Raw genomic sequence first — 25,334 nt, forward strand, 5'->3', positions numbered from 1 at the left:
GTGGGTTGCAACGGTGTCAGAGGAGTCCCCTGTGCGAGGCGAAGCTCACCGCCTGGGCACGGGTGTGCGCGTGCAGTTTGCGGTAGATGTTCTTCACGTGGGCGTTGACCGTTTGCGCGCTGATGGTGAGCTGCAATGCGATCTCTTCGGTCACATACCCAGTGGCTACAAGTCGCAACACTTCGCGCTCCCGTGCGGACAGCGCGGCCTTGGTCTCGGGCGGGCGCACCGGGCTCTGGTTGCTGCGCTGGTGGTCCAGGTGCACGAGCAGGCGTCGCGCGAGCCGCGGCGTGATGGCGGCGCCCCCGTTGACCACTTGCAGCACGGCCTGCGCATAGCTCTGGAACCATGCGTTCTTCACCAGGAAACCGGAGGCGCCGAGTTCGAAGGCGTGCAGCACCTGGGGTTCGTCCTCGATGGCCGAGATGACGATGATTTCGGCGGCACTGCGGTGTTTCTTGGCTTCTTCGATCAGCTCGAAGCCGCTGCCGTCTCCCAGGCGAATGTCGACCATGAGCACGTCGAATTCATGCTGCATCAGGAGGCGCCGCCCTTCGCGCAGGCTGCCGGCCTGGCCTTCGAGCTGGATGCGCAGGTCGCCGAGCAGTTCCTGTGCGATGACGCGTCTGACAAAGGGGTCGTCGTCGACCAGCACGACGCGCACCGGCTTGGTCTGTTGGCCCGTCAGATAGTCGGGCCAGGGCAGCGAGTCGGCAGAGGGGGCAAGCAGCCCGCCGAACTGGCCAGGATTCGAGAAATTCCTAGCGCTCGCGTTGACCTCTGTCAACGAAATGTCAAGCTCATTTTCCATTTCTATCCCCTAGTGACAAAAACTACCGCTTGTTCGTGAGCAAAAGTTAATTCATTTCTACTCAAATTTTGCCTTGAAGCTTTTTTGATTACTTTAGTTTCGTCTTGTTGCATCCCAGGACTAATGTGTACTAAAGGCGTAGGTTCGACGAGGGCCGCCATGCGGAAAGGGACCCATTGGCGGGGCCTCCGCACCCTCCCCTCCCATTGCTTTCGCCATAGCCTCACATTACCCACCACAGGGCATTTTTAGATTCCTTCTCGACGCTGAAACTGCATCCCGGTCGCAACGGAAACATTCACTCCGCGCTCGCTGACCGTTGGCTGATGGCCGGATACGCCGGCGATCGGGTTCGTTTCAACACTATCGAGGAAGCATCATCATGAAGAAGACTCTCATCACGGCAGCCGTGGTCCTGCTTGCAGGCGTGGCCTCGGCAACCAGCACCACGGCGCTGGCCGTCACCAACACGAGCACCGGTTCTTCCAGCTCGGCAGGGTCGACGGCAGCGAGCTCCGGCACCGGCAGCGCATTGAGCTACAACGCAGCCACTTCCAGCTCGGCGGCCACGGCCAATGCAGCAGGCGGCGCGATCAGCATTCCGGGTCTGCGTGTCGGTGGTGCAACAGCCAGCGGCTCGGCAACCACCCAAGGCCGCGTGACCAGTGTTGCCGCGACGACCGGCAACGGCGCAGCCCTCGGCGGTGCCAATGCCTCGGCCAATGCAGGCTCGTCCGCCGGTGCCAACTACTCCGCGGGCGGCCCGAACCAGGTGAGCGGCGCGGCAGGCGGCACCGCAAGCTCCACCACCAACAACACGGCTGCCACCGCAGCCGGTCCTGGCGGCGGTCTGGCAGTGGTGACGCGCACCTCGGGCACCACGTCGGGCTACAACGCCTCGTCGGGCGCCATCAACGGCTTCGTCAACGGCACGACCACCTCCGCGACGGCGGGCTCGGCCGGCGGCTCCTTCGGCGTGACCAACTTCGCGTTCGGCAATGCGGGCGGCCTCAGCAATGGCGGCGGCACCGGCGGCACCGCGGGCGCCGGCTCCGTCGCATCGGCTCCCTGAACGGGGCATGCCACGGTTGTTGGACCAGAAATGGGGAGGGGCACGCCCCCTCCCCCGGCTTTCAAAGGAGTGAGAACATGAAGAAACTGATTGTCCTGACCTTGATGGGCTTGTCCGCGGGCGGCGCTTACGCGCAGACGGCGGGCGGCGCCAACAACCAGTCATCGAGTTCGGCTACCACATCGGCGCAGGGCAACACCCAGGCCGTTAACTTCAACAGCAACACGCCGGCGGACACCACCACCCGCTCGACGCTGAGCAGCAACCAGAACATCAACAACACAGGTGCCACGACCAGCACGGTGGACTACCAGGGCAGCTACACGATCAAGAACGTGCCCTCGGTCAACGGGCCCAACCTGACCACCAGCAACGACACCTGCATGGGCAGCACGAGCGCCAGCGCGAACGGCCCGGGCGTCGGCATCAGCTTCGGCACCACCTGGACGGACGAGCACTGCAAGCGCCTGAAGATGAGCCGCGAGCTCTGGAACAAGGGCATGAAGGCGGCGTCGCTCGCGATGGACTGCATGGACTCCGCCGCCATGGCCGCGCTGGAGATGACCGGCACGAAGTGCCCGCAGTCCATGACCGCCGCGGAGCGCGTGAGCGCATTCGGGCCGTATGCCTCGCCGGCGAACGCCGCCGCGCAGGTGGTCGGCCAGCCGGTCGCCGCGATGACGCCACCCATGGCGCCCATGCAGCCCATCGCGGTGTCGGTGCAGCCGATGCAGCCGCCGCAGGCGGTGGCCATTGCGCCGCAGGTGGCTTCGGTGCCCCCTCCCACGTCGACATCCACGTCGACGTCGGCGCCGCCGCCGCTGCCATTGCCGCAGGCTCCCCTCGTCGAAGCGGCGCCCGTGCCGCAAGCGACGGCTCCGATGCAACCGGCGCAGCCCGCGCAGGAAGAGCCGCAGCAGGCCGCGGTGACCATGCCGGTCGAGCCCGCCGGCGCCGTGGCCGTCGAGCCCATCGGCGAGATCGCGTCGCTTCCGCAAGCGGACGCCGTCTCGCAATGACAGCCCGGAGCCCATGATGACCAGGACCGTCTTCCTCTGGATCGCGGCTTGCTGTGTGGCTTCGGCCTCCGCGGGCCCTGTCGTTCCCAACCTGCGCATCGAACGGGTGACCTTCGGCAGCGGCCTGCAGAACGCCAGCGGCACCGACAACGCCGAGCCGGTCGGCGACCTCGGCGTGTGGCACGTGCCGCAGTACCTGCCCGGCTATCCGACGTCGGCGACCATCTGGCCGCGCGTGGTCGTGATCCAGTGCGCCAACGAGCTGTGCTCGGGCTACGAGGTCACGCCCGAGCTGGGGCGCGGCGAATACCTGTTCTTCCGGCCGGCGCGGAAGTAGCAGGGCTCGAGCAGTTGCAAGCGCGGCCGGGTCGTCCCGGCCGCTTTGCCGTGCGGCACCATTTTTACCCGGGTTATATTGCGTTTTATATTTCACCCGGGTAATATCAACGGCATGAACATGCCACAAGAGACGCGGCGCGCCCTCGTCAGGAAATACAAGGAAACGGTGCTCCCCGCGGGCGTCTTCGTCATCCGCAACACGCTGAACGGCCGCGTCTATGTGTCCGGCAGCCTCGATGTCGAAGGCGCGATGAACCGGGCTCGCTTCGAGCTGGGCCTGCGTTCGCACCGCAACAAGGCGCTGGTGCGCGACTGGATCGCCCACGGCGCCGAGCACTTCAGCTTCGAGGTGATCGACCGCGTGAAGGAGCGCGACGATGACCCTGCCTTCGACCGCGCCGCCGAGCTCGAGAAACTGCTCGAACTCTGGCGCGAAGAACTCCAGTGCACCGGCGACAAGGGCTACAACACGCCATGACCGCCGATGCGCTGGATTTCTGCCTCACCATCAGCCGCGCGCATGCCAACCTGAATCTGAAGCTCCAGGACAACCTGGGCGCCTTCCACGGGCTGGACTACGAGGACTTCAGGCTGCTTCATCTGTTGCTGCGCTCCGAAGACGGCCGCATGGCGATGCCCGCGCTTTCGCGCGCCTTGGGGTTGCCGATGTCGGCGCTGCTTCGCAAAATGGTCCTGCTCGAAAAAACAGGACTGGCCGAACGCACGGCCGGCGCGAACGGAGACAGCCGCCAAAACCATCGCGTTGCGGTCCTCCGACCGGGCGGCAGGAAACTGATGCAGGCCGCGGTCACGACCGTGGAGGCGATCTGCGCCGATGCGGTGAAATCGCTCGACATCGAAAACCTGCCGCAGATCCATGCCGCGCTCCTTGCGCTTTGCCTCGACGACACACCGAACGCCTGAGAAGGTGTGAACGAGTAGATTACGGACCTCGTTCGAACGGACCGGAAGAAAAAGCAACCCATTCGACATGCCATCCGATACGCAACCCATTCACCTGATCGTTTTCGCCGGCTTCAAGCGCATCGCCGAAGGAAGCACGGCCGAAGTGCTCGCCCAATTGCGCGAACGCAAGGACGACACGCCCTACCTCATCTTCGACGCGCAGACCGGCGAGTCGCTCGACTTCGATGTGCACAACCAGGCCGGCGTCGTGCCGCATGCGACCGCCGCCGAAGCCCATGACGACGCGCCGCGCGGCGTCGGCCGCCCGAAGCTGGGCGTGGTCGCACGCGAAGTCACGCTGCTGCCGCGCCACTGGGACTGGCTCAACCGCCAGCCCGGCGGTGCCTCGGTGGCGCTGCGGCGGCTGGTGCAGGAGGCGAGCCGCGTCAACGCCGACCGCGACGCCGTGCGCGCCTCGCGCGAAGCCACCTACCGCTTCATGACCGCGATCGCCGGCGCCCTGCCCGGCTTCGAGGAAGCCACGCGCGCGCTGTTCGCCGGCGAGCGCAACCGCTTCGAGGGTTTCATCGACGCCTGGCCCGCGGACCTGCGCACCCATCTCCAAAAACTGTCAGCCGCCGGCTGGAGCACCCCTGCATGAGCGCACCCCCCGCGACTTCGACGACCTCGACAACGCCCCCCGTTAATCCAACGACCTCCGCAACCGGCCCGAGCGGCCTCAAGGGCGTGCCCGTGTCGCCCGTCGGCGCGGCGCGTCCGCTGTGGAAGGTGTTTCTCTTCTTCCTCGCGCCGATGTTGCTCAGCAACATCCTGCAGTCGCTCTCGGGCACGCTCAACAACGTCTACGTCGGCCAGATGCTCGGCGTGGGCGCGCTGGCGGCGGTGTCGAGCTTCTTTCCGGTGATGTTCTTCTTCATCGCCTTCATCATCGGCCTGGGCGCGGGCGCCTCGGTCCTCATCGGCCAGGCCTGGGGCGCGCGCGACGCGACCAAGGCCAAGGCGGTGGCCGGCACCACGCTCACCGTCGGCGTGCTGATGGGCTTGGTGATCGCGGTGTTCGGCGGCGCCTTCACCACGCCGATGCTGGCCGCGCTGGGCACGCCGCCCGACGTGCTGGCCGACTCGACGCGCTACGCCCGCATCATGCTGATCGCGATGCCCGGCGTGTTCGTGTTCCTGCTCGCGACCGCCATGCTGCGCGGCGTGGGCGACACCGTCACGCCGCTGCTCACGCTGGTGATCTCGACCCTGATCGGCCTCGTGGTCACGCCCGCGCTCATCCGCGGCTGGGGTGGCCTGCCGCAGATGGGCGTGGCCAGCGGCGCTTGGGCCTCGGTGCTGTCGTTCGTGGTGGCGACCACCTGGCTGGGCTTTCGGCTGCGCCAGAAAAAGAGCCCGCTCGCGCCCGATGCGGAGTTCTTCCGGTATCTGCGCATCCAGCCGCAATTGCTGAAGGCGGTGCTGCGCATCGGCGTGCCCACGGGCGTGCAGATGATCGTGGTGGCGCTGGCCGAAGTGGTGCTGCTGTCGATGGTCAACAGCTACGGCTCGAATGCCACGGCCGCTTACGGCGCGGTGAACCAGGTGGTGGCGTACGTGCAGTTCCCGGCCATTTCGATCGCCATTGCCGCGTCGATCCTCGGTGCGCAGGCCATCGGCGCGGGCCGTGCCGACCGGCTGGGCGCGATCACCAAGACGGCGCTCCTGATGAACCTCGTGCTGACCGGCGGCCTCGTGCTGCTGGGCTATTTGTTCTCGCGGCCGCTCATGGGCTTTTTCATCACCAGCGAGCCGGTGATCGAGATCGCGCAGACGCTCTTGCACATCATGCTGTGGAGCCTGGTGATCTTCGGCATGGCCGCGGCCACGTCGGGCGTCATGCGGGCCAGCGGCTCGGTGCTGGTGCCGACGGTGATCTCCATCGTCTGCATCCTGGGCGTCGAGGTGCCGGTGGCCTGGTTCATGAGCCACCGCATCGGGCTGGACGGCATCTGGATCGCCTACCCCGTGACCTTCGGCGCGATGCTGCTGCTGCAGACCGCGTACTACCAGCTGGTGTGGCGCAAGAAGGCGATCCGCACGCTGGTGTGAGCTGAGCGGGGGCCGGACTCAACGGCCCTCGTAGGCCTTCTGCACCGTCGCGAGATCGAGCTTGGTCATCTCCATCATCGCCCGCATCGCGCGGCCGGCCTTCTCGGGGTCCTTGTCCTGGAACATGCGTGTCATGGCCTGGGGTGCCACCTGCCACGAGACGCCGTAGCGGTCGGTGAGCCAGCCGCACTTCACGGGCTTGCCGCCGCCTTCGAGCAGCTTGTCCCAGTAGTGATCGACCTCGGCCTGCGTCTCGCAGGGCACGTAGAGCGACAAGGCCGGGGTGAACTTGTAGTCGGGGCCGCCGTTGAGAATCATGAATTCCTGGCCGAAGAGCTCGAAGGTGGCGGTCAGCAGGCTGCCGTCCTTGGGGCCGGGGCCGTTGGCGGGCCAGTGCAGCCGGTCGGTCACGCGGGAGTTCGGAAAGATGCCGGCGTAGAAATTGATCACCTCTTCGCCGTTGCCGTCGAACCAGAGGCAGGGAACGATCTTTTGCATGGGTCTCCTTTGCTTGGATGATGAACCTGAGAGTTCAGTATCAAAGCCGGGGCGGATCGTTGTCAACCCGCGCGGTTCCTGTCAAAAAGACGTTCCCATGCGCCCTCGGGCTCCGTCGAGAAGCGCGCCGAGAGGGGCCCCCGTCGGCTACCAGCGGTAAGTGGCGGTCGCCACCGCGGTACGCGGATAGCCGTAGTAGCAGGCGACGTACCCGCAGTTCGCGAAGTAGGTCTTGTTGGTCAGGTTGCGCAGGTTGAGCGCCAGGCTCCAGCGGTCGATGTCGTAGCCGATCATGGCGTCGAACACGGTCACCGCCGGCACCTTGGTCGGCGCGGTGGATTCGCCGTCGCCGTAGTTCGCGCCGGTGTAGCGCGCGCCCAGGCCGAGCTTCACGCCGTTGGCGAAGCGGTAGTCGGCCCACACCGAGAAACGGTGGCGCGGCACCGCGGTGGCCTGCTTGCCGATCTCCTTCTCATTGGCGCTGGCCGTGACGATCGCGCGCGGCGTGTAAGCGTACGAGGCGGTGAAGTTCAGGCGCGGCACCAGCTCGGCGGTGGCCTCCAGTTCCAGGCCGCGCACAGAGATCTCGCCGGTCTGCTTGGGCACGAACTCCGCGTCGTAGCTGATGTAGTTGTTGCGCTTCAGGTCGAAGATGGCGGCGCTGTAGAGCGCCTTGCTGCCCGGCGGCTGGTAGCGCACGCCGGCTTCGTATTGCTTTCCGCCCTCGGGCTTGAACGGGTTGCCCGACACCGGATCGATGGTGGCGGTCGGCGCGAACGATTCGGTGTAGCTCAGGTACGGCGCCCAGCCGCTCGGGTGCAGGTAGACCAGGCCCGCGCGGCTGGTGAACTTGTGGTCGCGCATGCGCTGGTTCGAGCCGTCGAGGCGGCTGAAGACGGTGCTCTCGGCGTCGTCGTAGCGCCCGCCCAGGGTCAGCGACCAGCGCTCGCCCCACTTGATCTGGTCCTGCAGGTAGAGACCGGTCTGGTTCAGCCGGGTGATGCCGTCGAAGTACGGCGCCGGGATGTCGTACGCGCCGCCATGGACCGGCGCGTAGATGTTCAGCGCCGGAGCGCTGCCGCCGCTGAAGGTGACCTGGTCGATGCGGGTGCGCTGGTAGTCCAGCCCCACCAGCAGCTTGTGCTGCACGTCGCCGGTGCGGAAGTCGGCCTGCAGCTGGTTGTCGAGCGCGACGGCGCCGATGTTCTCGCGGCTGCCGAACACGCTGCGCGTGAGCTGCGTGAAGTTGGCGGGATCGGTCGCAACGTCGGGATTCAGGGTCTCGAAGCCCGAGGCCTGCACGCCGCGGTAGTCGAGCTTCTGCGCGGCGTAGCGCGCGTTCTGCCGCACGGTGAAGGTCTCGTTGATGCGATGCTCGAACTGGTAGCCGACCATCTGCTGGTCCTGGTTGAACCGGTCGAAGCCGGGCTCACCGATGAACAGTTTCGACGGGATGTAGCTGCCGATCGCGGTGGGCTCGAGCGAGCCGACCGTGGGTCGTGCGCGCGTGTAGACGCCGCTGCGCGTGCGCGTGAACTGCGACAGCAGCGTGAGGCTGGTGTCCGCCGAGGGCTTCCAGGTCAGCGAGGGCGCGATGTAGCTGTGGTCGTCGGCTTCCTTGCCGGCGGGCAGTTGCGCATCGCGCAGCACGCCGGTGATGCGGTAGAGCAGCTTGCCGTCGGCATCGAGCTGGCCCGCGAAGTCGCCCGCGATCTGGCGCCGGGCGTTGTCCCCGAGCTGCACCTGCAGTTCGCGCACCGGTTCGGCCGTGGGCCGCTTGCTGACCACGTTGACCACTCCGCCCGGCCCGCTCATGCCGTACAGCACCGACGAAGGCCCGCGCAGCAGTTCGATGCGCTCGGCGCCGTAGTTCTCGGTGCGCCACACGCCCCAGGTGCCGTTGTTGCGCAGCGGAAGGCCGTCGAGGTAGAAACCCGGCGAATAGGCGTCGAAGCCGCGCAGCGAGATCCAGTCGTAGCGCGAGTCCGCGCCGTAGGTGGTGGTCGACACGCCCGGCGTGTAGCCCAGCGCGTCCTTGAGGTTGGTGGCGCCGATGGCCTCGATGCGGTCGGCCGTGATCACCGAGATCGACTGCGGCGTCTCGATGATCGGCGTGTCGGTCTTGGTGCCGGTGGCGCTGCGCCGGGCCACGTAGCCCTGCACGCGGCCCGTGGCGCTTTCCTCTCCATCGGCCACCACCGTGACCGCCGGGAGCGTCGAGCTGCCCGATGCCCCGGTGGCAGCAGGTGCTGCCGGAGCGGTCTTGACCACAGCCGCATTGCCTTCCATCGCGGCCACCAGCCCGCTGCCGGCTAGCAGACGGTCGAGCGCCGCGCGCGGCGTCAGGCTGCCGGAGATGGCGGGCGCGGTCTTGCCGGCCACCAGGCTTTGCTGCACCACCAGCTGGATGCGCGTCTGCCGGGCCCAGTCGTTCAGGGCCTCGGCCAGCGGCTGGGCGGCAATGCGGATCTGCTGCGGTGCGCCCTGGCCTTCCTGACCCCCTTGGGTCTGCGCGCGCAGCGGCGCACTCGCCAGGGCGAGCGCAACGGCCAGCGCCAGCGGTGCCGGCGTCGTCTTCATCAAGCGGTTCATCAACGTCTTCCAGGTAGGTGAATACAAATGGTTCCTATCTGGCTGACGCACGAACCGCCGGAAATACCGTATCCCCAACGAAATATTTTTTGCTTCGAGGCTTCGGAGCCCACCGGTCAGGGCGCGGCGACGATCTCGGCGACCGGTCCGTCGCCCCGGAGCCGCACGGGCAACGCGCTCGGCAGCGCGCGCCGCAGCGTGCGGGCGTCCCGCGGGTCGAAGGTGCCGCTCAGGCGCAGCGCGGCCACGGCAGGGTCGCGCACCACGAGGCCGGTGCTGCCGTAGCGCTCGAGTTCGGCCAGCGCGCGCGCCAGGGGCGTGTCGACAAAGCTCAGCCGGTGCTCGCGCCAGGGCGCGATGCCGTCACCCGGGATGGCCGACACGGCCGCCAGCGCGCCCTCTGCATCGCTGTGCACCTGCTGGCCGGCGGTGAGGAAGACGGCGCCCTGCGGCTCGGTACCCGAAGCGGATCCCGCCCAGCTTCCGTCGGATGCCCGGTCCATCCGCGCGACCCGCACCCTGCCCTGCTCCACCGACACGCGCGCACCCTCTGCGCCCGCCATGGTCGGCGTGTAGCGCACCGCAAACCGGGTGCCGACCACCCGAACCTGCAACGGCCCCGCCAGCACATCGAAGGGACGCTTCGCGTCCGACTGCACCGCGAAGACGGCCTGCCCGTCGATCAGCCGGACCTCACGCCGCTGGCGAAAGTAGCGCACCTCCAGCCGCGTGGCGGTGTCCAGCCGCAGCACGCTGCCATCGGGCAGCGGCACCTCGAGCTGCTGCCCGCGCTGGGTGGCGAAAGCCTGCGCGAACACGGGCTGGGCCTGCTGATGGCTCCATCCCAGATAGCTGCCGCCGGCGACCACGCCCGCCGCGGCCAGCGCCAGCGCGGGCTTCAGGAACCCGCGCCGCGTGGAAGCGACAACCTGGCTTCCCGCGAAGCCCTCGCGCCAGCCCGCGACGGTCCCCGGCGCAATCGCGTCGAAGGCCTGCCAACGCGATTCCCACTGGCGGTAGGCATCGGCGTGCTTCGGGTCCGCGTCGATCCAGTCCTGGAAAAGACGCTCGTCGCGCGAATTCCAGTTCGCGCTCCGGCGATGGACGAACCAGTCGATCACCTCCTCGCGCAGGCGCAATGCTTCTTCGGACGGTGGCAGCGATGGGGTCATGGCTCGGGGAGCTCTCCTGGGGAAGTAGACGCGCGAGCGGTGCAAAACCCTGTAGCGGGCATCGTGGGTGCACCGCGTCGCTCGCGCGTTCGCTCCTCTTGTGTTGGTGGTTTGCGTTTCATCGCGGTGCCCCGTTCACTTCGTCCAGGCATGTCCAGCAGGCCTGCATCGCGATGCGCAACTGCATCTCGACCGTGCGCACGGAAATGCCCATGCGCTCGGCGACCTCGGCATACGACAGCCCATCGAACTTGTAGAGCACGAAGGCTTCGCGGCAGCGCGGCGGCAGCCTGTCGATGGTGGCGACCATGGCCGCCAGCCCTTGGCCGGAAGACAGGATGGTGTCGGGTTCGAATGTCGAAGGGCCGATGCAATCGTCGAGCTCAACCGCGCCCTCTTCCGAAGAACCGGGCCCGTCGAAATCGGCACGCACGCCGGTGCGGCGGTGGTGGTCGGTGACGAGGTTGCGGGCCGTGCGGTAGAGCAGCGCACGCGGGTCGCGCACCACGCTGCCGGTGCGCTGCGCCTCGTACACGCGCACGTAGCTTTCCTGCGCCAGGTCGGCCGCGGTGGCGCGGTCGGACACCTTTCGGGAAAGAAAGCTCAGCAGTTCGCGGTAATAGCGTTCGAACACAGGCGCAGCACGACCGAAAACGGTCGGTCGAAGTCCAGGTGCAGGTTGGCTTCGACATGGCGTGGCTTACCTGAGGCGATTCAGAAAACGGGAGGCGCCGATTATCACGCCTCGCCGTGGCAGTCCAGGTAGGAGTGCACGCCGGCGGCGTCGGCAGTGCAGTTTTCAAGGCAGCTCACCTGCTCCAAGGGTAGGCATTCCGCTTGCCGGACGGGGCGCGCGCTGGCTACCCCTCCTCCTGCGCCCATGTGGCCCACGAGAACAGCAGGTCGTGCAGCGGCACGGCCTCGGGCTCTTCGATTGGTTGTGTGATGAACGGAACGATCAGCCGAAGGCTTTCCGCCAGCGCCAGGCCTCGGCCGCGTTGACGGCGCCCTTCGGCATCCGCCCCTGGAACAGCTCGCCCAACTGGCCCACCGTTTCCATCGCCTGATGCTCGACAGCCGGCGGCGTGAGTCCGCCGATGTGCGGCGTCGCGATCACGCGCGGATGCGCAGCCACGCGCGGCGAGGGCATCTGGTCGGGCGCGCGGCCGACGTCGAGCGCGCAGCCGGCGATGGTGCCGGCGTCGAGCGCGGTGAGGAGCGCGTCCTCGTCCACGAGGTCGCCGCGCGAGGCATTGATGAAGAAGGCTTGCGGCCGCATCGCGGCGAAGGCGGCGGCGTTCATCAGGTTCTCGGTGGCCTCGGTGGCGGGCGCGAGACAGACCACGAAGTCGCACCGCGCGAGCAGCGCATCGAGCGCGACCTGTTCGAGCCCGGGGCGTTCGATCGACGCATGCGGGTCGTACACAACGATGTGCATGCCCAGCGCCAGCGCCACGTCGCACAGGTAACGACTGATCTGCCCGTACCCGATCACGCCCAGCGTGCTGCCGCGCAGCTCGCGCCCCATCGCCGGCACCACCGGCTGGCCCGCGTGATACAGCGCCGTCGAGGCGCTGATGTGGCGCCCCAGGTCGATCATCGCGCCCACGATCCACTCCGACACCGACGCGATGAACCCCGCGCTTGCCTGCGTCACCAGCACGCCGTGCCGGCTGGCCGAGGCCACGTCGATGTTGCGGATGTCGATCGCGCAGCGGACGAAGGCCTTCAGGTCGGGCAGCGCGGCGAACAGCGCCTCGTCGCCCACCGTCTGACGATACGAAATGATGGCGTCGCAGCCTTGCGCGAGCCCGGCGAGTTCGCCAGAGGAGAGTTCATGGTCCGTCGGGTTGAAGCGCACCTGCGCAATGGCCTGCAACGCGGCGATGGCACGGTCGCCGAAATAAGGGGCGAGCTTGCTCTGCGGATGGCTGACGAAAACCGTGGTCATGAAAAAGGAACCTTGCTAGGCACGCGGCGGCACCACCGAGTCGCGCGCCACCAGCGTGGGCGCGAAGACGAACTCCTGCGTCGGAAGCGACGCATCGGCCAGCCGGCTCATCACCCGCTCGACCATCACCTGCGCCATCTCGGGCACCGGAACGCGCACCGAGGTCATCGCGGGGTACATGAGCGTGGAGAGAAACACGTTGTCGATTCCCATGACCGACACGTCCTCCGGCACCGAGAGGCCTTCGTCGCGAAACCCAGCCATCAGGCCGAAGGCCAGCAGATCGTTCACGCCGATCACGCCGGTGGGGCGATCGGGCGATTTCGCGAGCAGGCGAGCCTGCATGCGGCCCAGCTCGCTCATCATCGAATCGCCGTATTCGTCGACCGGCAGGCTCTCGACGACCTGCGCGCTGCCTTCCAGGCCCGCGCTCTTCGCTGCGGCGAGAAACCCCCTGATCTTCTCGTTCCGGCTCATCGTGCGGCCGGAGGGCGTGACAAAAGCCAGCCGCCGATGGCCTTGTTCGATCAGGTGCGAGGTGGCGATGCGCAGCGACTCGAAGTTGTCGACCGTCACGTGATCGATGACGGAGGGCACCCCCGGCGTGGCGCGGCGGTCGTAGCTCACCGCCACCAGCCCACGCTCGGCGGCGGCTTCCACGTGCTGCTCGTCGACCATCGACGAGATGATGATCACGCCGCGCACGCCGTGCGCCATCAGGTCCTCGAAGAAATGCTTTTCCTTCTCGGCGTCGCGGTAGGTGTTGCCGATCATGATGCGGAAGCCGTAGCGCCCCTGTGCCATCGCCTCGATCTCGCGCGCGATGAAGCCGTACATCGGGTTGGCCATCGACGGCACCAGAACGCCGAGCAAGGGCGTGTGGCCCGTCTTGAGCTGCCGCGCCGAGGTGTTGGGCCGGTACTTGAGGTCGCGGATCGCTGCCTCGACGCGGGCCAGCGTCTCGGCGGCCATGCGTTCGCTGCGCCCGTTCAGCACGTTCGACACGGTGCTGGTCGACACGCCCGCCCTCCGGGCCACATCGGTGATTCTGCTCACGGAATCCTTCCAGTTTTCATCGTCGCAAGCCCATGCGCGTCGGCCGCCAGGTGGAGAACGCCGGCACGGGCACCAGAACCACGAGGGTAACGAACAAAATGGCCGGGTGCCTCGACATCGGCCGGACGCTGCCTTTCGCCCCCCGGGTGCCGGATGGCTGCGAAGGCAGAATGGAAAAAACCATCGGACGGATGCCCCATGACCCCATCGACACCCGAAGCCGCGCGCACCTACGCCATCGCCATGCATGGCGACCAGAAATATGGCGCGCATCCCTATGTTCACCACCTGGACGCGGTGGTCGCCCTGCTCCAGCCCTATGGCGAGAAGGCGCGGGTCGTCGGCTACCTGCACGACGTGGTGGAGGACACCGACGCCACGTTGTCGGATGTGCAATCGCGCTTCGGCGATCTGGTGGCTCGGTGCGTGTCGCTATTGACCGATGCGCCCGGCGCCAACCGCAAGGAGCGCAAGGCCAAGACCTACGCGGCGATGGCAGAGGTGAGTGGCGATGAGGAACTCGCGTTGGTGGTCAAGGCGGCGGACCGGCTTGCGAATGTGCGGGCCTGCGTGGCCGATGGGCATCGACAGCTTTGGGACACGTATAGGGGGGAGCACCCGACGTTTCGGGCTGCTGCGTTTCGCAAGGGGCAGTGCGATCCGTTGTGGGCCGAACTCGACTCGCTTCTGTCGGAGTGGCCGGCGTCCTGAGGGCTCTGTTCAGGGCGCGTGCACAGGCCACCGGGTACTCCCCTCCGCGAATGTCCCCCGGGCTTCGCCCTCCTCCTTGATTTCGCTGCGGGGAGCACCCGATGCCCTGTGCACTTGGGCGCGCTGTCGGTGATGGGCTGAGCCACCGGTGCTCTGATCACTGCCCGCAGCTTGGATGCTTGTGCCCTTCTGTCGCGTTGGGCAGGCCCATGAAATCCAGGATGTGCGGCGTCGTGCCGTCCACCTGCAGCATCGCGGTCGCGCCGAGGTTGCCCTGGCAGTAGGCGGGCTTCAGCGGGTTTGCGTAGTTGTTGTTCAGGATGAGCAAGGTGCTGCGCTCCGCCGCTGTCTGCCCGCCATGGCCGCTGCCGGTGCCGCCGTGGTCGGAGGTCACGACGATCAGCCACTCTTCGTTCGCGTAGTTCGGGCGTGCTGTGAGTGCGGCGAGCAGTTGCGCGATCTGCTGGTCTTCGCCGGCGATCTTGCTCTGGTAGTTGGCGTTCAGCGGGTCGTAGCTCGGCGCGTGGATGTCGACGTTGTGCAGGTAATAGAAGATGGCCGTCGGCGGGTTCTTCCAGCTGAGCCAACCCTTGACCGCATCGGTGGCCTGCTGCGAGTTCTTGGTAGCGTTGGCGACGACGAAGTCGGCCTTCGCGGGGCGCAGGTTGTGGGTGATGTTGAACCAGTCGCCGACCACCGCCGTCGTGGCCGTGGGCCAGGCCTGCTTGATGAGGTCGAACACGTGCGTCTTCTTCAGCGGCAGGCTGGTGTCGTTCGAGGTCACGCCGTGCTTGTCGGCCCAGAAGCCGGTGAACACCGACGACCAGCCGGGTCCGCTGACGGTCGCCTGCTTGGTGCCGCCCGCGAGCACGTTGCCGTGGAAGGCGCCGCCCGCGATCAGCGCCGACATCGCGGGCGTCTGCACGCAGCCCTGGCACTGGATCGCGTCGCCGCGCAGGCCGTCGATGCCGATCAGGAGCACATGCTTGTTGCCCGGCACGGGGTTGGGAATGCCCTCGCCCGCGATCAGCGCGTAGTGGTCGTAAGGGTTGCCGGCGTAGTCGGTCTTCAGGCCGCCGACATCGCTCGCGCGCTTGTCGCTGAGGTCGCAGCGCTGCGGGGTCTTGTGATAGTCGAAGGACTTGCACCATGCGGCACGGCTCGCGTCGGTGCAGGCGGTGGCGCAGTCGGCAGGCGTCACGGCCTGCAGTGTCTCGGTGTTGTGGCCGCTGATCGCCGCATCGGGCGTGCGCGTGAACGCCTTCAGCGGATCGGGCTTCAGGCTGTAGTGGTCGTAGGGGTTGCCGGGGTAATCGGTCTTCAGGCCGCCGACATCGGCCGCCTGTTTGTCGCTGAGGTCGCAGCTCTGGTTGGTCTTGTTGAAATCGAACGACACGCACCAGGTGGCGCGCGGTGCGGACAGGCAGGCCGTCGCGCACATCTCGGGCGTGGACTGCGCCAGGTTCTCGACGTTGTAGCCCGAGATGGCGGCGTTCGGCGAGAGCGTGAACGCGTCGAGCGATGCTGCGGCTGCATGGCCGGCGAGCGCTGTGAACAGGCACGCCAGGCCGGCGCGGATCGATGGCTTCATGTGATGTCTCCTCATCGCGTGAACGTTGGATGAATCCCGTGTTGCCCCCGCGTTTTTCGCGTGGCTCCTGCAACTCCGGGCGGAGTAAATCACTGACGCCTGCTATCGATCCAATTCAAAAATCTTCGGTGTCGTATTGAGTGGGCCTATACGTCGGGCTGTCATCGGCGTGTGCTTGGCCTATGGTTTTTCGTCGGCGCGCTGCGCGGCGGGTCCCTTGCCGATCATCAGCCAGGCACTCAACGCACTCAGCACGGCCAGCCCCGCGCTCAGCAGCATCACCCAGCGGAAACCCGCCACGAACGATTCGGCCACGGCGCGCTTGACCGACGCCGCTGTGGCCGCATCTACACCCGGCGGCATCACCGCGCCGGCGAGCTTGCTGCGCTCGCCTTCGAGGAATCTCGACACCTCGCCCGAGGCGCCCATCTTGCGCAAGCCATCGGCCAGCGCGGCATCGAAGGCCCAGGCCATGACCGCGCCGAACACGGCGATTGCCAGCACCGCCGCCGCGCGCGACACCGCGTTGTTGACGCCCGAAGCCACGCCCGCGAGATCGGGTCCGACCGCGTTCATGACGGTGGTGGTGAGCGGCGCGACCGTCACTGTCATGCCGAAACCCAGCACCACGACCGCGGGCAAAAAGCCGGTCCAGTAGCTCGCACCGACGCCCGGTATCGCGAACAGCACGAAGCCCCCCGCCGCGATGCTCGGCCCGATGACCAGCGGCAGGCGCGGCCCGAAACGGTCGACCAGTTGCCCGGCCCAGCCCGAGAGCGCGAACATGATGAAGATGAACGGCAGCAGCGCCGCGCCCGCCGCGCTGGCCGAGTAGCCCTGCACCTGGATCATGTTGAGCGGGAAGAAATACAGCCCGCCGCCGAGCGCCGCATAGAGCAGAAGGGTCAGCAGGTTCGCGCCGCTGAAGTTGCCGATGCGCAGCAGGCCCAGCGGCAGCATCGGCGTGCGCGCCTTGCGCTCGACCGCGATGAAGCCCGCGCTGCCCACGATGCCGACGGCCAGCGCCGCGAGCACGTACGGCGAATGCCAGCCCTGCGTGGGCGCCTCGATGAAGGCATAGACCACGCCGCCCAACCCGGCGGTGGCGAGCAGCGCGCCCCACACATCGAGCCCGCCGCTGGCCGATGCGCCGTGGCTCTCGGGCACGTGGCGCCAGGTGATCCACAGCACCAGCAGCGCCATCGGCACGTTGATGTAGAAGGCCCAGGTCCAGGAGAAGTGGTCGACCAGGAAGCCGCCGAGCACCGGCCCCACAGCGGCCGTGATGCCGCTGAAGCCCGACCAGGTGCCGATCGCCTTGCCGCGTTCCTTCTCGGGAAATGCCGCGCTGATGAGCGCCAGGCTGCCGGGCACCAGCAGCGCCCCGCCGACGCCCTGCACGGCGCGTGCGGCGATGAGCTGGTGCACATCGGCCGCCAGCCCGCAGGCCACCGAGGAGAGCGCGAAGATGCCGACGCCGATGCCGAAGATGCGGCGGCGGCCGTAGTGGTCGCCGAGTGCGCCGCCTACGAGCAGCAGCGCCGCCAGCAGCAAGGCATAGGACTCGACCACCCACTGCGCCTGGAAGGCCGTGGCGTTCAGGTCGGCCTGGATGGCCGGCAGCGCGACGTTGACCACCGTGCCGTCGATGAAGGCCATGCTGGAGCCGACGATGGCCGCGGCCAGCACCCAGGGCTTGGAGCGCTCGGGGCAGGCGCCTTCTTCCGCCCTGGCGCCATGCAGGATCAGCGTGTGGTCGTTGGGCGCCTTGCCGATCTGTGCCATGGGGTCTCCGATCTATCGGATTCCGGTCTTGCCCCTTCCCCTTCCGGGGGAAGGTTGGGATGGGGGCAAGCGGCGCTTGCAATGTCGCAGCGCCTGGTCGAGGGCCGCGTGCCCCCACCCCGGCCCTCCCCCGGGAGGGGAGGGAGAAAGAAAAAGGATCAGAGCGCGCATGCCGTAGAGGCCGGGTTTGCACGCGCCGCGCTCACGCTGCGCGCCATCGCAGCAGCAGCAGCGGCCGTCACGCGCTGCGCGCCTTGCGCCACCGCGTCCATGCCGCCGGCGACCGCCTCTCCGACGTTCAACTGGCACACCACCGTGCGCGCTTCGTCGGAGCGGCGCAGCGTCCAGCTGAAGCTCGCATCGACGCGCCCGCCATCGACCGCATTGAACTGCTGCAACTGCACCGCGACGCGCCATACCGGCTGCGAGGTCTGGCGTCCGCCCTTGGTCACGTCGAGCGCACCCAGCCGCGCGGAGATGTTGCCGGACAGCGCATCGCGCAGCTCGTTTTCGAACGACGAAGCCCAGCGGTGCTGCTCGAGCACCTCGACCTGCACGCTGCCGCCCGGCTGGCGCACCACCATCTGCGGCCGCGCGAAGCGCTCGGGCACGGACACCGGCGCGAGCTCGATGTAGAGCGGCGCGGGGCTCCCCAATGTCGAAGGCGCCGCATCGGCGGCCGCGACGGGGCTGGCGAGCGTGTAGTACTTGTCGGGCTTGCTCGCGCAGCCGGCCAATGCCAACAGCGCGGCTGCAACGATCAGCGCAGGTTTTCCGAATGCAAAGGTCTTGCTCATCATTTCTTGTCGTCCGGTTTGCCGCGCAGCAGCGACTCGGGATGGCGCTCCAGGTAGTCGGTCAACACGCGCACCGAGCCCGCGGCTCGGGTCAGTTCCCGCAGCGTCTGGCGCATGTCCTGTTGCAACGGCGAATCGTCGGCCAGGGTGCGCTCGGCCGTGTTGACGGTCTTGCGCACATCCTTCATGGCCGCGGCCAGCTCGGGCGTCACGTCGTTGTTGATGCGGGTCACGGTCTGCTCGGCGCTGGTGAGCGTCTTGTTGAGCGTGGCGAGCGTGGTGCGCAGGTCCGCCGCGATCTGCTCGTAAGGCACCTTGTTGAGCTTGCTCGCGATTTCCTGCACCTGCGACTGGATCTCGTCGAGGCTGTTGGCCACCGTGGGCAGCTCGATCGGGTTCTTCGCGAGGTCGATCTGCACGGGCGGCGCCTTCGGGAAGAAGTCGAGCGCCACGTACACCGAACCGGTCAGCAGGTTGCCGTTGCGCAGTTGCGCGCGCAGGCCCTTCTCGGCCAGGAAGCGCAGGCGCTCCTGCTGCGTGGCGCGCGACTCGGTGCCCTGCGGCTGCCCGGTCTCGCGGCGGCGCAGGCGGTCGGGGTAGATCTGCACCAGCACCGGCATGCGGAACTCGCGCTCGGCGCGGTCGAACTCCACGCCGATCGACTTGACCTCGCCGATCACCACGCCGCGGAAGTCCACCGGGGCGCCGGGCACGAGGCCGCGCAGCGACTGGTTGAAGTACATGAGCAGCGTCTGCGACGGGCCGTCGGGCTCCTTCATGGCCGCCACTTCGTCCTGCGCCAGCATGAAGGCGGTGTTCTCCTTTGCCAGCGGACCCATCGCGTCGTCGGGCGCCTGGAAGGCGATGCCGCCGAGCAGGATGGTCGCGAGCGACTGGGTGCGCAGCGTGAAGCCACTGGCGCTCAGTTGCGCATCGATGCCGCTCGCCTGCCAGAAGCGGGTGTTGACGCCCACGAACTTGTCGTAGGGCGCGTTGACGAACACCCGCAGCGTGACGCCGCGGCCGTCGCCGTCGAGCTCGTATGCGGCGACCTGCCCGACCTTGATGCGGCGGAAGTACACGGGCGAGCCCACATCGAGCGAACCGATGTCGGTGGCGCGCAGCAAGAACTGCTGGCCAGAGTCGTCGCGCGTGACGATGGGCGGCGCCTCCAGGCCCTTGAATTCGCCCGCGGTTTCCTTCGACACGCCGGCATCGGCGCCGATGTAGGCGCCCGACAGCAAGGTGCCCAGGCCCGAGATGCCCGAGGTGTCGAGGCGCGGCCGCACGACCCAGAAGCGCGAATCGTCGGAAGTGAAGCTCTCGGCGTCCTTGTTGAGCTGCACCAGCACGCGCACGTGCGAGCGGTCGCGCGCGAGGCGCAGGCTCTGCACGAGACCGATCTGCACGTCCTTGTATTTCACGGCGGTCTTGCCGGCTTCGAGGCCCTCGGCGGTCTTGAAGGTGAGCACGATCTCGGGGCCGCGCTCCAGCAGGATGCGCGCCACCAGCGTCACACCGACCAGCGCGGCCACGATGGGAATCAGCCAGATCAGCGAGGGCAGCCAATCACGGCGGCGCTTGACCTGGGGTCGGGGTAATGGGGGGGCAGACGGCGGCGCGGATGGTGCCGGTTTGTCGCCTTGCGGTTGCGGATCTTCTTCACTCATGCTGTCTGTTCTTCCCTGTTCTCGAAACTCTCTTGCATCGCCTGCGCTTCCTTGCTGTCCCAGGTGAGCTTCGGATCGAAGCTCAGCGAAGCCAGCATGGTCAGCACCACCACCGAGCCGAAGGCCGCGATGCCCACGCCCGCGGTGATGACCGCGAAGCCCTGGATCTGCACCAGCCCGGTCAGCAGCGACACCACGAACACATCGAGCATCGACCAGCGGCCGATGATCTCGATGATGTGATACAGCTTTGCCCGCTCGTGCTGGCGCCAGGTGCTCGCGCGCTGGGCCATCACCACAAGCAAGAAGAGCACCGCCAGCTTGAACAGCGGCACCAGGAAGCTCGCGATGAAGACGATGGCGGCCAGCCCGTAGGCGCCCGACACCCAGAAATAGATCACGCCGCTCAGGATGGTGTCGTACTGCGCGCCGAACAGCGTGCGCGTGATCATCACCGGCAGCAGGTTCGCCGGGATGTACATGATGCAGGCCGCGATCAAGAAGGCCCAGGTGCGCGTAAGGCTCTGGGGCTTGCGCGTATGCAGGTGCGTGCCGCAGCGGCCGCAGGCATCGCCCTCTTGTGCGCCTTGCCACACGGCTGCGCAGTGCGGGCAGGCCATGAGACCCAGTGAGGCGGCAGTCGCGACCGGGGCATCGGGATCGTGTTCGACCTCCTGATGCACCGGCTTCGCTTCGCGCGACCTGCGGAAAGGGAGGAACTTCATGCGGAAGCCTCCTCCCGCTTCTTGTCTTCATCACCGGCGGCGCGGAAAGTCATTTCCCAGAAGGCACCCGGGTTGAACGACAGCACCGCCGTCAGCGTGACCGTGAGCGCCATGAAGGCCCACAGCGCCGGCCCCGGCACCACGGTTGCCATGCTGGAAAGCTTGACGATGGCCACCAGCACGCCGAGCAGGAACACCTCGATCATTCCCCACGGGCGCAGCGACTGCATCATCCGCACCAGGACCGCGAAACCCAGCGGCCGGTGCTCTCGGCGCAGCGGAATCAGCAGGTAGGCCAGGATGCACAGCTGCAGCAGCGGAAAAAGAATGGTCGTTGCCAGCACCAGCAGCGCCACCACCGACATGCCCTCGCCCGCCAGCACCACCACCGCGCCGGCCAGCGTGGTCTGGCTGCGCAGGCCGCGCAGCTCGATCTCGACGATGGGAAACAGGTTGGCGATGGCGAACATGATCAGGCTCGCCACCGTCAGCGGCAGGATGCGCTGCTGCTGCGAGCCGGGGTGCCTGTCCAGCTCGGTGCCGCAGCGCGGGCAGCGGGCCACGTCGCGCGGCTTCAGCGGGGCGCGGGTATAGACCGCGTCGCAACCCGGGCAGACCACGGTGTCGGGTACTTCCTTCATGGGGGCGTACCCTACCCTATTCAGTGCTGCGGCTTTGTCGTCTTCAACCGCAGGCTGCTGAAAACCGCCGCCACCGCCGCACAGCAGGCGGCCAGCACCAGCGCCACCACCGGGCCGTGCCCGCCGTGCGGGCTCCAGACGCTGAAAACCCCTGCCAGCACCACCGCGCCGAGGGTTTGGCCCGTGAGCCGCGCCGTGCCCAGCATGCCGCTGGCCGCACCGCTTCGGTGCGCGGGCGGAGAGCTGACGATGGTGTGGTTGTTGGGCGACTGGAAGAGCCCGAAGCCCAGCCCGCACAGCGCCATGCGCCAGGCGATGTCGGCATTGCCCGGATGCGCCGGCAGCGCTGCCAGCAGCGCGAGGCCCGCGGCCAAAAGGCCGAGGCCGATGCCGCCGAGCAGCCCATCCGGATATTTGCCGATCAGTTTCCCCGCGATGGGCGCCATCACCACGATGGCCAGCGGCCACGCGGTGATGAGCAAGCCCGCCTCGATGTGGCTGCGGCCGTACACGTCCAGCAGCAGGAACGGCAGCGCGATGTAAGCCAGCATCTGCGCGCAGAACGCGGCCACCGAAGTGCCCATGGACAGCGCGAACACCGGAATGCGCAGCAGGTCGATGGGAAAAAGCGGCACCGCCTGCGTGCGCTGGCGCCGGAGGTACACGAAGCCCACCGCCAGCCCCGCCAGCAGGATCGCCCAGGCCGACCAGTGCGATCCGCCGCCCTCCACCCCGCCTTCGCGCACGCCCAGCCGGTCCACGCCCAGGAACACCAGCGAGAACATCAGCACGTTGAGCGTCACGTCGACGGGCGAGAACCGCAGCCCGGCGGCTGGTGCCACGCGGTTGAACGGCAGCGCCTTCATGCCCAACGCGAAGGTCACGATGCCCAGCGGCACGTTGATCGCGAAGAGCCAGGGCCACGAAGCTACCGAGAGAATCGCCGCCGCCACCGACGGCCCGGCCACGGACGACGTGGCGACCACCAGCGAGTTGATCGCCATGCCCTTGCCCAGTTGCGACGACGGATACACCAGCCGCACCAGCGCCGCGTTGACGCTCATGATCCCCGCCGCGCCCAGCCCCTGGAAGGCGCGCGCCGCGATCAGCGTGCCGAGCGAATTGGCGAAGGTCGCCGCCAGCGACGACAGCGCGAACACCGCCATGCCCACGAGGTACACGCGCCGGTAGCCCACGAGGTCGCCGAGTGAGGCCAGCGGCAGCAGCATGACCAGCGTGGCGATCTGGTACGCATTGACCACCCAGATCGCCTGCGACGGGCTGGCCTGCAATTCGCGCGCGATGCCCGGCAAAGCGAGGTTGACGATGGTGCCGTCGAGCACCGCCACGATCAGCCCGAGGATGATGACCAGCATGGCCCAGCCGCGCTCGGGCGAAGCGAGGCCGTCGATGGGCTTCAGGGTGTTTGCTTCGGCGCTTGCCAGTGCGGCGCCTGGATGTATCGAGCTCACGCTTCCTGCGTCCTTCGTGTGGGTTCCGAGCGCACGCCGCCCAGCGTGAGCCAGGTCAGCACCAGTGCGATCAGCGCGCCTGCGGCCATGCCCGCCACCATCGGCAACGGCCGGCCATCTGTGAAGAGGCCCACCAGCGCCATCGCCAGCGCGCCCGTCAGCATCTGCAGCGTGCCGAGCAGCGCCGATGCGGTGCCCGCGATGGCGCCGTGCATTTCGAGTGCGAGCACGCCGGTGGTCGGAATCACCAGGCCCATGAAGCCCGAGGCGATGAAGTACAGGACGATGAGCACCCAGATGCTGTCGCCGCCCATCGCGAAGTAGATGAACATCGCGACCATCGCCGCGCCGCAGCACACCACGCCGAACTTCACGAGGTTGACCAGGCCGTAGCGCTCGCCGAGCGAACCGGTGAACTGCGAGGCGCCGATGAAGGCGGCCGCGTTCACGCCGAAGGCCACGCTGTACAGCGCGGGCGAGAGGCCGTAGTGGTCGATCATCACGAACGACGAATTGGCCAGGTAAGTGAAGAAGCCCGCCATCGCGAAGCTGCCGATGAACACCAGCCCGAGGTAGTGCCAGTCGCGCAGCAGCAGCCAGTAGGCCGAGAGCGCGCTGCCCAGGCTGCTCTCGACGCGCTCCGACGCCGGCCGGGTTTCATCGAGCAGCTTGACCATCATTGCGAGGCCCGCCACGGCAGCGATGGTCACCGCCCAGAACACGCCGCGCCAGCCCGCCACGGCAATCACCGCGCTGCCCGCGAGCGGTGCGAGGATCGGCGACACGCTGAACACCAGCATCAGGAGCGACATCAGCCGCGCCGCGTCGGTGCCGGTGTGCAGGTCGCGCACGACGGCGCGCGGAATCGCCATGCCGGCTGCGGCGCCCAGGCCCTGGATGAAGCGCAGCGCGATCAGCGTCTGGATGTCGGTGGCCAATGCACAGCCCACGCTGGCCAAGGCAAAGAGCACGAGACCCGCATACAGCGGCGGCTTGCGCCCCCCCATGTCGGAGATCGGTCCGTAGAGCAGTTGACCCGCGCCGAGCGAAAGAAAGAACGCCGTGAGGCTCATCTGCACCGCGCCGATGTCGGCGCGCAGGCTCTGCCCGATGGCGGGCAGAGCGGGCAGGTACATGTCGATGGCGAAGGGCCCGATGGCCGAGAGCAGGCCCAGCAGCAGGGCCATCTTGAAGAAAGGGGAAGAACGCATTGCCCCGATTGTCGCCAAGCGAGGCGATCGGCGCAGGCGTGGGGTCGAGCGCCCGTGGCCGCGCGCCGGCGCTAATTCAGTACAAAGAATCGGCTGGCAAGCCGCGGCCGGTGCGGCGTACGAACTTGGTATTCAGGCGGCCGGCCAGAACACCAGCGCGCGCAGTTCGATGCTGCGCCGCGCAGGTGCTTCGGGCGCGCCGGTCGGGTCTTCGAACGCGGTGTGCGCGGTGAAGCGCGCGGTGCCGTCCTCACGCGAGTCGTAGATCTTCAGGAGCAGCGCCTCGTCGGGCCGCAGCCGCGGGAACCAGTACCACTGATGCCTGGGGTTCCAGGTGAAGGAGTAGGTCTCGCCCACCCTGTCGGGGTAGACCAGGTCGCTCGGCACCATGTCCTCGCGTGCGATGGAGCGCGCGTCGCACACAGCGAGCGGCAGGCGCTCCACCGTGGCCAGCGGGCGCCACAGGTTGATGATGGCGAAACGGTGCTTCAGGCGCTCTTCCGCTTCGTCGGGCGGCAGGTGGGCGCGCACGCGGCGCGGCGCGGAGACGAAGGTCTGGTCGTTGTGCACCCGCCGCACCGGCTCGCGCAACTCGGCCGTGCGGCGCGAGCCCTGCGCGCTGTCGCGCAGCGTGTGGTCGAAGACGACGATCTTCTCGGCGCCGGTCACATCGCGCAGCAGCGCCTCGGCTTCGCGGTAGTAGATGTCGCGGATGGTCGCGTCATGCGAGAAGTCGGCCACCACGCTGCGGTGCGAGATCTGCGTGAAGCCGCTGCGGTCGAGCGAGAGTTCGTGCAGCGCCACGAGCGGACGACCATCGCGAATGGCAACGCGGCGCGGCTCCAATTCCCCCGTCACCCACGGCACGCCGGGCGGCGGCTCGAAGGTGTAGCTCACCGGCCTGCCCTGCCCCGTCTTCAGGTAGTTGAGCTCCGCTTCCACCGAGGAAAGCGTGGAGGCCACCAGTTGGCCATTCGATCCAGTGCCCATGCGGCATGACTCCAGAAAACGTTCTTGAAAAGGGCTGCGGTTGCGTCTCCGCCCCCCACTCATGGCGAGAGATCGCCGGCAGTTCGTCGATGAAGGCTATACCCGCGCCCGGCGGCGCGGAACGATGCAAAGGCGATAACCATATTCGTTGGCTGGTTGGCACACGCGCGCGCTTGACGCATCCCGGAATTTCGCCGTTACGCAAACGGCGGC

The 25,334-nt window shown here is 67.6% G+C and carries 24 protein-coding genes; 8 read left to right on the forward strand and 16 right to left on the reverse strand.

Translation table 11 applies throughout. The features are described 5' to 3' along the window. Positions 1-16 precede the first annotated feature (16 nt). A complete protein-coding gene (locus tag VARPA_RS15540) occupies positions 17-811 on the reverse strand; it encodes a LuxR C-terminal-related transcriptional regulator (protein WP_013541531.1) in 795 nt (264 codons plus the stop codon). A gap of 382 nt (positions 812-1,193) precedes the next feature. Between VARPA_RS15540 and VARPA_RS15545 the strand changes: the two genes are divergently transcribed. From VARPA_RS15545 to VARPA_RS15575, 7 genes are all read left to right on the forward strand, one after another. Then, positions 1,194-1,883 carry a hypothetical protein gene (locus VARPA_RS15545; protein ID WP_013541532.1) on the forward strand — a complete coding sequence of 230 codons (690 nt, stop codon included), beginning with the start codon at positions 1,194-1,196 and terminating at the stop codon, positions 1,881-1,883. Positions 1,884-1,960: 77 nt separating this feature from the next. Continuing rightward, a complete protein-coding gene (locus VARPA_RS31645; RefSeq protein WP_013541533.1) occupies positions 1,961-2,902 on the forward strand; it encodes a hypothetical protein in 942 nt (313 codons plus the stop codon). A gap of 16 nt (positions 2,903-2,918) precedes the next feature. After that, positions 2,919-3,239 (forward strand): hypothetical protein, encoded by a 321-nt coding sequence (locus VARPA_RS15555; protein ID WP_013541534.1) that lies wholly within the window; start codon positions 2,919-2,921, stop codon positions 3,237-3,239. 114 nt (positions 3,240-3,353) lie between these two features. Then, a complete protein-coding gene (locus VARPA_RS15560; protein ID WP_013541535.1) occupies positions 3,354-3,719 on the forward strand; it encodes a GIY-YIG nuclease family protein in 366 nt (121 codons plus the stop codon). Further along, positions 3,716-4,165 carry a MarR family transcriptional regulator gene (locus tag VARPA_RS15565; RefSeq protein WP_013541536.1) on the forward strand — a complete coding sequence of 150 codons (450 nt, stop codon included), beginning with the start codon at positions 3,716-3,718 and terminating at the stop codon, positions 4,163-4,165. Before VARPA_RS15560 ends, VARPA_RS15565 begins: the two co-directional genes overlap by 4 nt. A 67-nt stretch (positions 4,166-4,232) precedes the next feature. Beyond that, positions 4,233-4,808: a DUF2239 family protein gene (locus VARPA_RS15570; RefSeq protein ID WP_013541537.1), complete on the forward strand. Its 576-nt coding sequence runs from the start codon at positions 4,233-4,235 to the stop codon at positions 4,806-4,808. A gap of 152 nt (positions 4,809-4,960) precedes the next feature. Beyond that, the gene (locus VARPA_RS15575) at positions 4,961-6,259 is read left to right on the forward strand and encodes an MATE family efflux transporter (protein WP_200861481.1); all 1,299 of its coding nucleotides are present in this window, start codon (positions 4,961-4,963) and stop codon (positions 6,257-6,259) included. Positions 6,260-6,277: 18 nt separating this feature from the next. On the opposite strand, the gene VARPA_RS15580 is transcribed toward VARPA_RS15575, so the two are convergent. The 6 genes from VARPA_RS15580 to VARPA_RS15605 all read right to left on the reverse strand — a co-directional run bounded on the left by VARPA_RS15580 (position 6,278) and on the right by VARPA_RS15605 (position 13,528). Beyond that, positions 6,278-6,757: a VOC family protein gene (locus VARPA_RS15580; RefSeq protein WP_013541539.1), complete on the reverse strand. Its 480-nt coding sequence runs from the start codon at positions 6,755-6,757 to the stop codon at positions 6,278-6,280. Positions 6,758-6,904: 147 nt separating this feature from the next. Then, a complete protein-coding gene (locus VARPA_RS15585; protein WP_013541540.1) occupies positions 6,905-9,349 on the reverse strand; it encodes a TonB-dependent siderophore receptor in 2,445 nt (814 codons plus the stop codon). Between the two features lie 116 nt (positions 9,350-9,465). Further along, positions 9,466-10,521 (reverse strand): FecR family protein, encoded by a 1,056-nt coding sequence (locus tag VARPA_RS15590; protein WP_013541541.1) that lies wholly within the window; start codon positions 10,519-10,521, stop codon positions 9,466-9,468. A gap of 118 nt (positions 10,522-10,639) precedes the next feature. Further along, the gene (locus VARPA_RS15595; RefSeq protein WP_013541542.1) at positions 10,640-11,155 is read right to left on the reverse strand and encodes an RNA polymerase sigma factor; all 516 of its coding nucleotides are present in this window, start codon (positions 11,153-11,155) and stop codon (positions 10,640-10,642) included. Positions 11,156-11,479: 324 nt separating this feature from the next. Further along, a complete protein-coding gene (locus VARPA_RS15600; protein WP_013541543.1) occupies positions 11,480-12,472 on the reverse strand; it encodes an NAD(P)-dependent oxidoreductase in 993 nt (330 codons plus the stop codon). Positions 12,473-12,487: 15 nt separating this feature from the next. Next, positions 12,488-13,528 carry a LacI family DNA-binding transcriptional regulator gene (locus tag VARPA_RS15605; RefSeq protein WP_013541544.1) on the reverse strand — a complete coding sequence of 347 codons (1,041 nt, stop codon included), beginning with the start codon at positions 13,526-13,528 and terminating at the stop codon, positions 12,488-12,490. Between the two features lie 198 nt (positions 13,529-13,726). Here VARPA_RS15605 and VARPA_RS15610 point away from each other — a divergent pair, with 198 nt between their 5' ends. Continuing rightward, positions 13,727-14,239 (forward strand): HD domain-containing protein, encoded by a 513-nt coding sequence (locus VARPA_RS15610; protein WP_013541545.1) that lies wholly within the window; start codon positions 13,727-13,729, stop codon positions 14,237-14,239. Between the two features lie 157 nt (positions 14,240-14,396). Here the strand turns inward: VARPA_RS15610 and VARPA_RS30225 are convergent, their stop codons facing one another. The 9 genes from VARPA_RS30225 to VARPA_RS15655 form a co-directional block, all read right to left on the reverse strand. After that, entirely contained in the window at positions 14,397-15,830 is a 1,434-nt protein-coding gene (locus VARPA_RS30225; RefSeq protein ID WP_013541546.1) for a PAN domain-containing protein, read from the reverse strand. A gap of 180 nt (positions 15,831-16,010) precedes the next feature. Beyond that, entirely contained in the window at positions 16,011-17,615 is a 1,605-nt protein-coding gene (locus tag VARPA_RS15620) for an MFS transporter (protein WP_013541547.1), read from the reverse strand. A gap of 158 nt (positions 17,616-17,773) precedes the next feature. After that, entirely contained in the window at positions 17,774-18,415 is a 642-nt protein-coding gene (locus VARPA_RS15625; RefSeq protein ID WP_013541548.1) for a PqiC family protein, read from the reverse strand. Then, on the reverse strand, positions 18,412-20,082 hold the full coding sequence (locus tag VARPA_RS15630; RefSeq protein WP_013541549.1) for an intermembrane transport protein PqiB: 1,671 nt from the start codon (positions 20,080-20,082) through the stop codon (positions 18,412-18,414). The genes VARPA_RS15625 and VARPA_RS15630 overlap by 4 nt, the downstream gene beginning before the upstream one ends. Next, complete coding sequence (locus VARPA_RS15635) at positions 20,079-20,807, reverse strand: paraquat-inducible protein A (protein ID WP_013541550.1); 729 nt, start codon at positions 20,805-20,807, stop codon at positions 20,079-20,081. Before VARPA_RS15635 ends, VARPA_RS15630 begins: the two co-directional genes overlap by 4 nt. Further along, positions 20,804-21,448 carry a paraquat-inducible protein A gene (locus VARPA_RS15640; protein ID WP_013541551.1) on the reverse strand — a complete coding sequence of 215 codons (645 nt, stop codon included), beginning with the start codon at positions 21,446-21,448 and terminating at the stop codon, positions 20,804-20,806. The genes VARPA_RS15635 and VARPA_RS15640 overlap by 4 nt, the downstream gene beginning before the upstream one ends. Before the next feature lie 20 nt (positions 21,449-21,468). Beyond that, entirely contained in the window at positions 21,469-22,824 is a 1,356-nt protein-coding gene (locus VARPA_RS15645) for an MFS transporter (RefSeq protein ID WP_416367510.1), read from the reverse strand. 92 nt (positions 22,825-22,916) lie between these two features. Then, on the reverse strand, positions 22,917-24,131 hold the full coding sequence (locus tag VARPA_RS15650) for a multidrug effflux MFS transporter (RefSeq protein WP_013541553.1): 1,215 nt from the start codon (positions 24,129-24,131) through the stop codon (positions 22,917-22,919). A 132-nt stretch (positions 24,132-24,263) separates the two neighbouring features. Continuing rightward, positions 24,264-25,121, reverse strand: coding sequence for a CmcJ/NvfI family oxidoreductase (locus VARPA_RS15655; RefSeq protein ID WP_013541554.1), 858 nt, complete (start codon positions 25,119-25,121; stop codon positions 24,264-24,266). Between the last annotated feature and the right edge of the window lie 213 nt (positions 25,122-25,334).

Source organism: Variovorax paradoxus EPS (assembly GCF_000184745.1).
Taxonomy (GTDB): Bacteria; Pseudomonadota; Gammaproteobacteria; order Burkholderiales; family Burkholderiaceae_C; genus Variovorax; species Variovorax paradoxus_C.

Bases quoted from the DNA above. Each gene is read 5' to 3' on its own strand.
- VARPA_RS15540 (WP_013541531.1), bottom strand. From the start codon at position 811: ATGGAAAATGAGCTTGACATTTCGTTGACAGAGGTCAACGCGAGCGCT.
- VARPA_RS15545 (WP_013541532.1), top strand. From the start codon at position 1,194: ATGAAGAAGACTCTCATCACGGCAGCCGTGGTCCTGCTTGCAGGCGTG.
- VARPA_RS31645 (WP_013541533.1), top strand. From the start codon at position 1,961: ATGAAGAAACTGATTGTCCTGACCTTGATGGGCTTGTCCGCGGGCGGC.
- VARPA_RS15555 (WP_013541534.1), top strand. From the start codon at position 2,919: ATGACCAGGACCGTCTTCCTCTGGATCGCGGCTTGCTGTGTGGCTTCG.
- VARPA_RS15560 (WP_013541535.1), top strand. From the start codon at position 3,354: ATGAACATGCCACAAGAGACGCGGCGCGCCCTCGTCAGGAAATACAAG.
- VARPA_RS15565 (WP_013541536.1), top strand. From the start codon at position 3,716: ATGACCGCCGATGCGCTGGATTTCTGCCTCACCATCAGCCGCGCGCAT.
- VARPA_RS15570 (WP_013541537.1), top strand. From the start codon at position 4,233: ATGCCATCCGATACGCAACCCATTCACCTGATCGTTTTCGCCGGCTTC.
- VARPA_RS15575 (WP_200861481.1), top strand. From the start codon at position 4,961: ATGTTGCTCAGCAACATCCTGCAGTCGCTCTCGGGCACGCTCAACAAC.
- VARPA_RS15580 (WP_013541539.1), bottom strand. From the start codon at position 6,757: ATGCAAAAGATCGTTCCCTGCCTCTGGTTCGACGGCAACGGCGAAGAG.
- VARPA_RS15585 (WP_013541540.1), bottom strand. From the start codon at position 9,349: ATGAACCGCTTGATGAAGACGACGCCGGCACCGCTGGCGCTGGCCGTT.
- VARPA_RS15590 (WP_013541541.1), bottom strand. From the start codon at position 10,521: ATGACCCCATCGCTGCCACCGTCCGAAGAAGCATTGCGCCTGCGCGAG.
- VARPA_RS15600 (WP_013541543.1), bottom strand. From the start codon at position 12,472: ATGACCACGGTTTTCGTCAGCCATCCGCAGAGCAAGCTCGCCCCTTAT.
- VARPA_RS15610 (WP_013541545.1), top strand. From the start codon at position 13,727: ATGACCCCATCGACACCCGAAGCCGCGCGCACCTACGCCATCGCCATG.
- VARPA_RS30225 (WP_013541546.1), bottom strand. From the start codon at position 15,830: ATGAAGCCATCGATCCGCGCCGGCCTGGCGTGCCTGTTCACAGCGCTC.
- VARPA_RS15620 (WP_013541547.1), bottom strand. From the start codon at position 17,615: ATGGCACAGATCGGCAAGGCGCCCAACGACCACACGCTGATCCTGCAT.
- VARPA_RS15625 (WP_013541548.1), bottom strand. From the start codon at position 18,415: ATGATGAGCAAGACCTTTGCATTCGGAAAACCTGCGCTGATCGTTGCA.
- VARPA_RS15630 (WP_013541549.1), bottom strand. From the start codon at position 20,082: ATGAGTGAAGAAGATCCGCAACCGCAAGGCGACAAACCGGCACCATCC.
- VARPA_RS15635 (WP_013541550.1), bottom strand. From the start codon at position 20,807: ATGAAGTTCCTCCCTTTCCGCAGGTCGCGCGAAGCGAAGCCGGTGCAT.
- VARPA_RS15640 (WP_013541551.1), bottom strand. From the start codon at position 21,448: ATGAAGGAAGTACCCGACACCGTGGTCTGCCCGGGTTGCGACGCGGTC.
- VARPA_RS15645 (WP_416367510.1), bottom strand. From the start codon at position 22,824: ATGCTGGTCATCATCCTCGGGCTGATCGTGGCGGTGCTCGACGGCACC.
- VARPA_RS15650 (WP_013541553.1), bottom strand. From the start codon at position 24,131: ATGCGTTCTTCCCCTTTCTTCAAGATGGCCCTGCTGCTGGGCCTGCTC.
- VARPA_RS15655 (WP_013541554.1), bottom strand. From the start codon at position 25,121: ATGGGCACTGGATCGAATGGCCAACTGGTGGCCTCCACGCTTTCCTCG.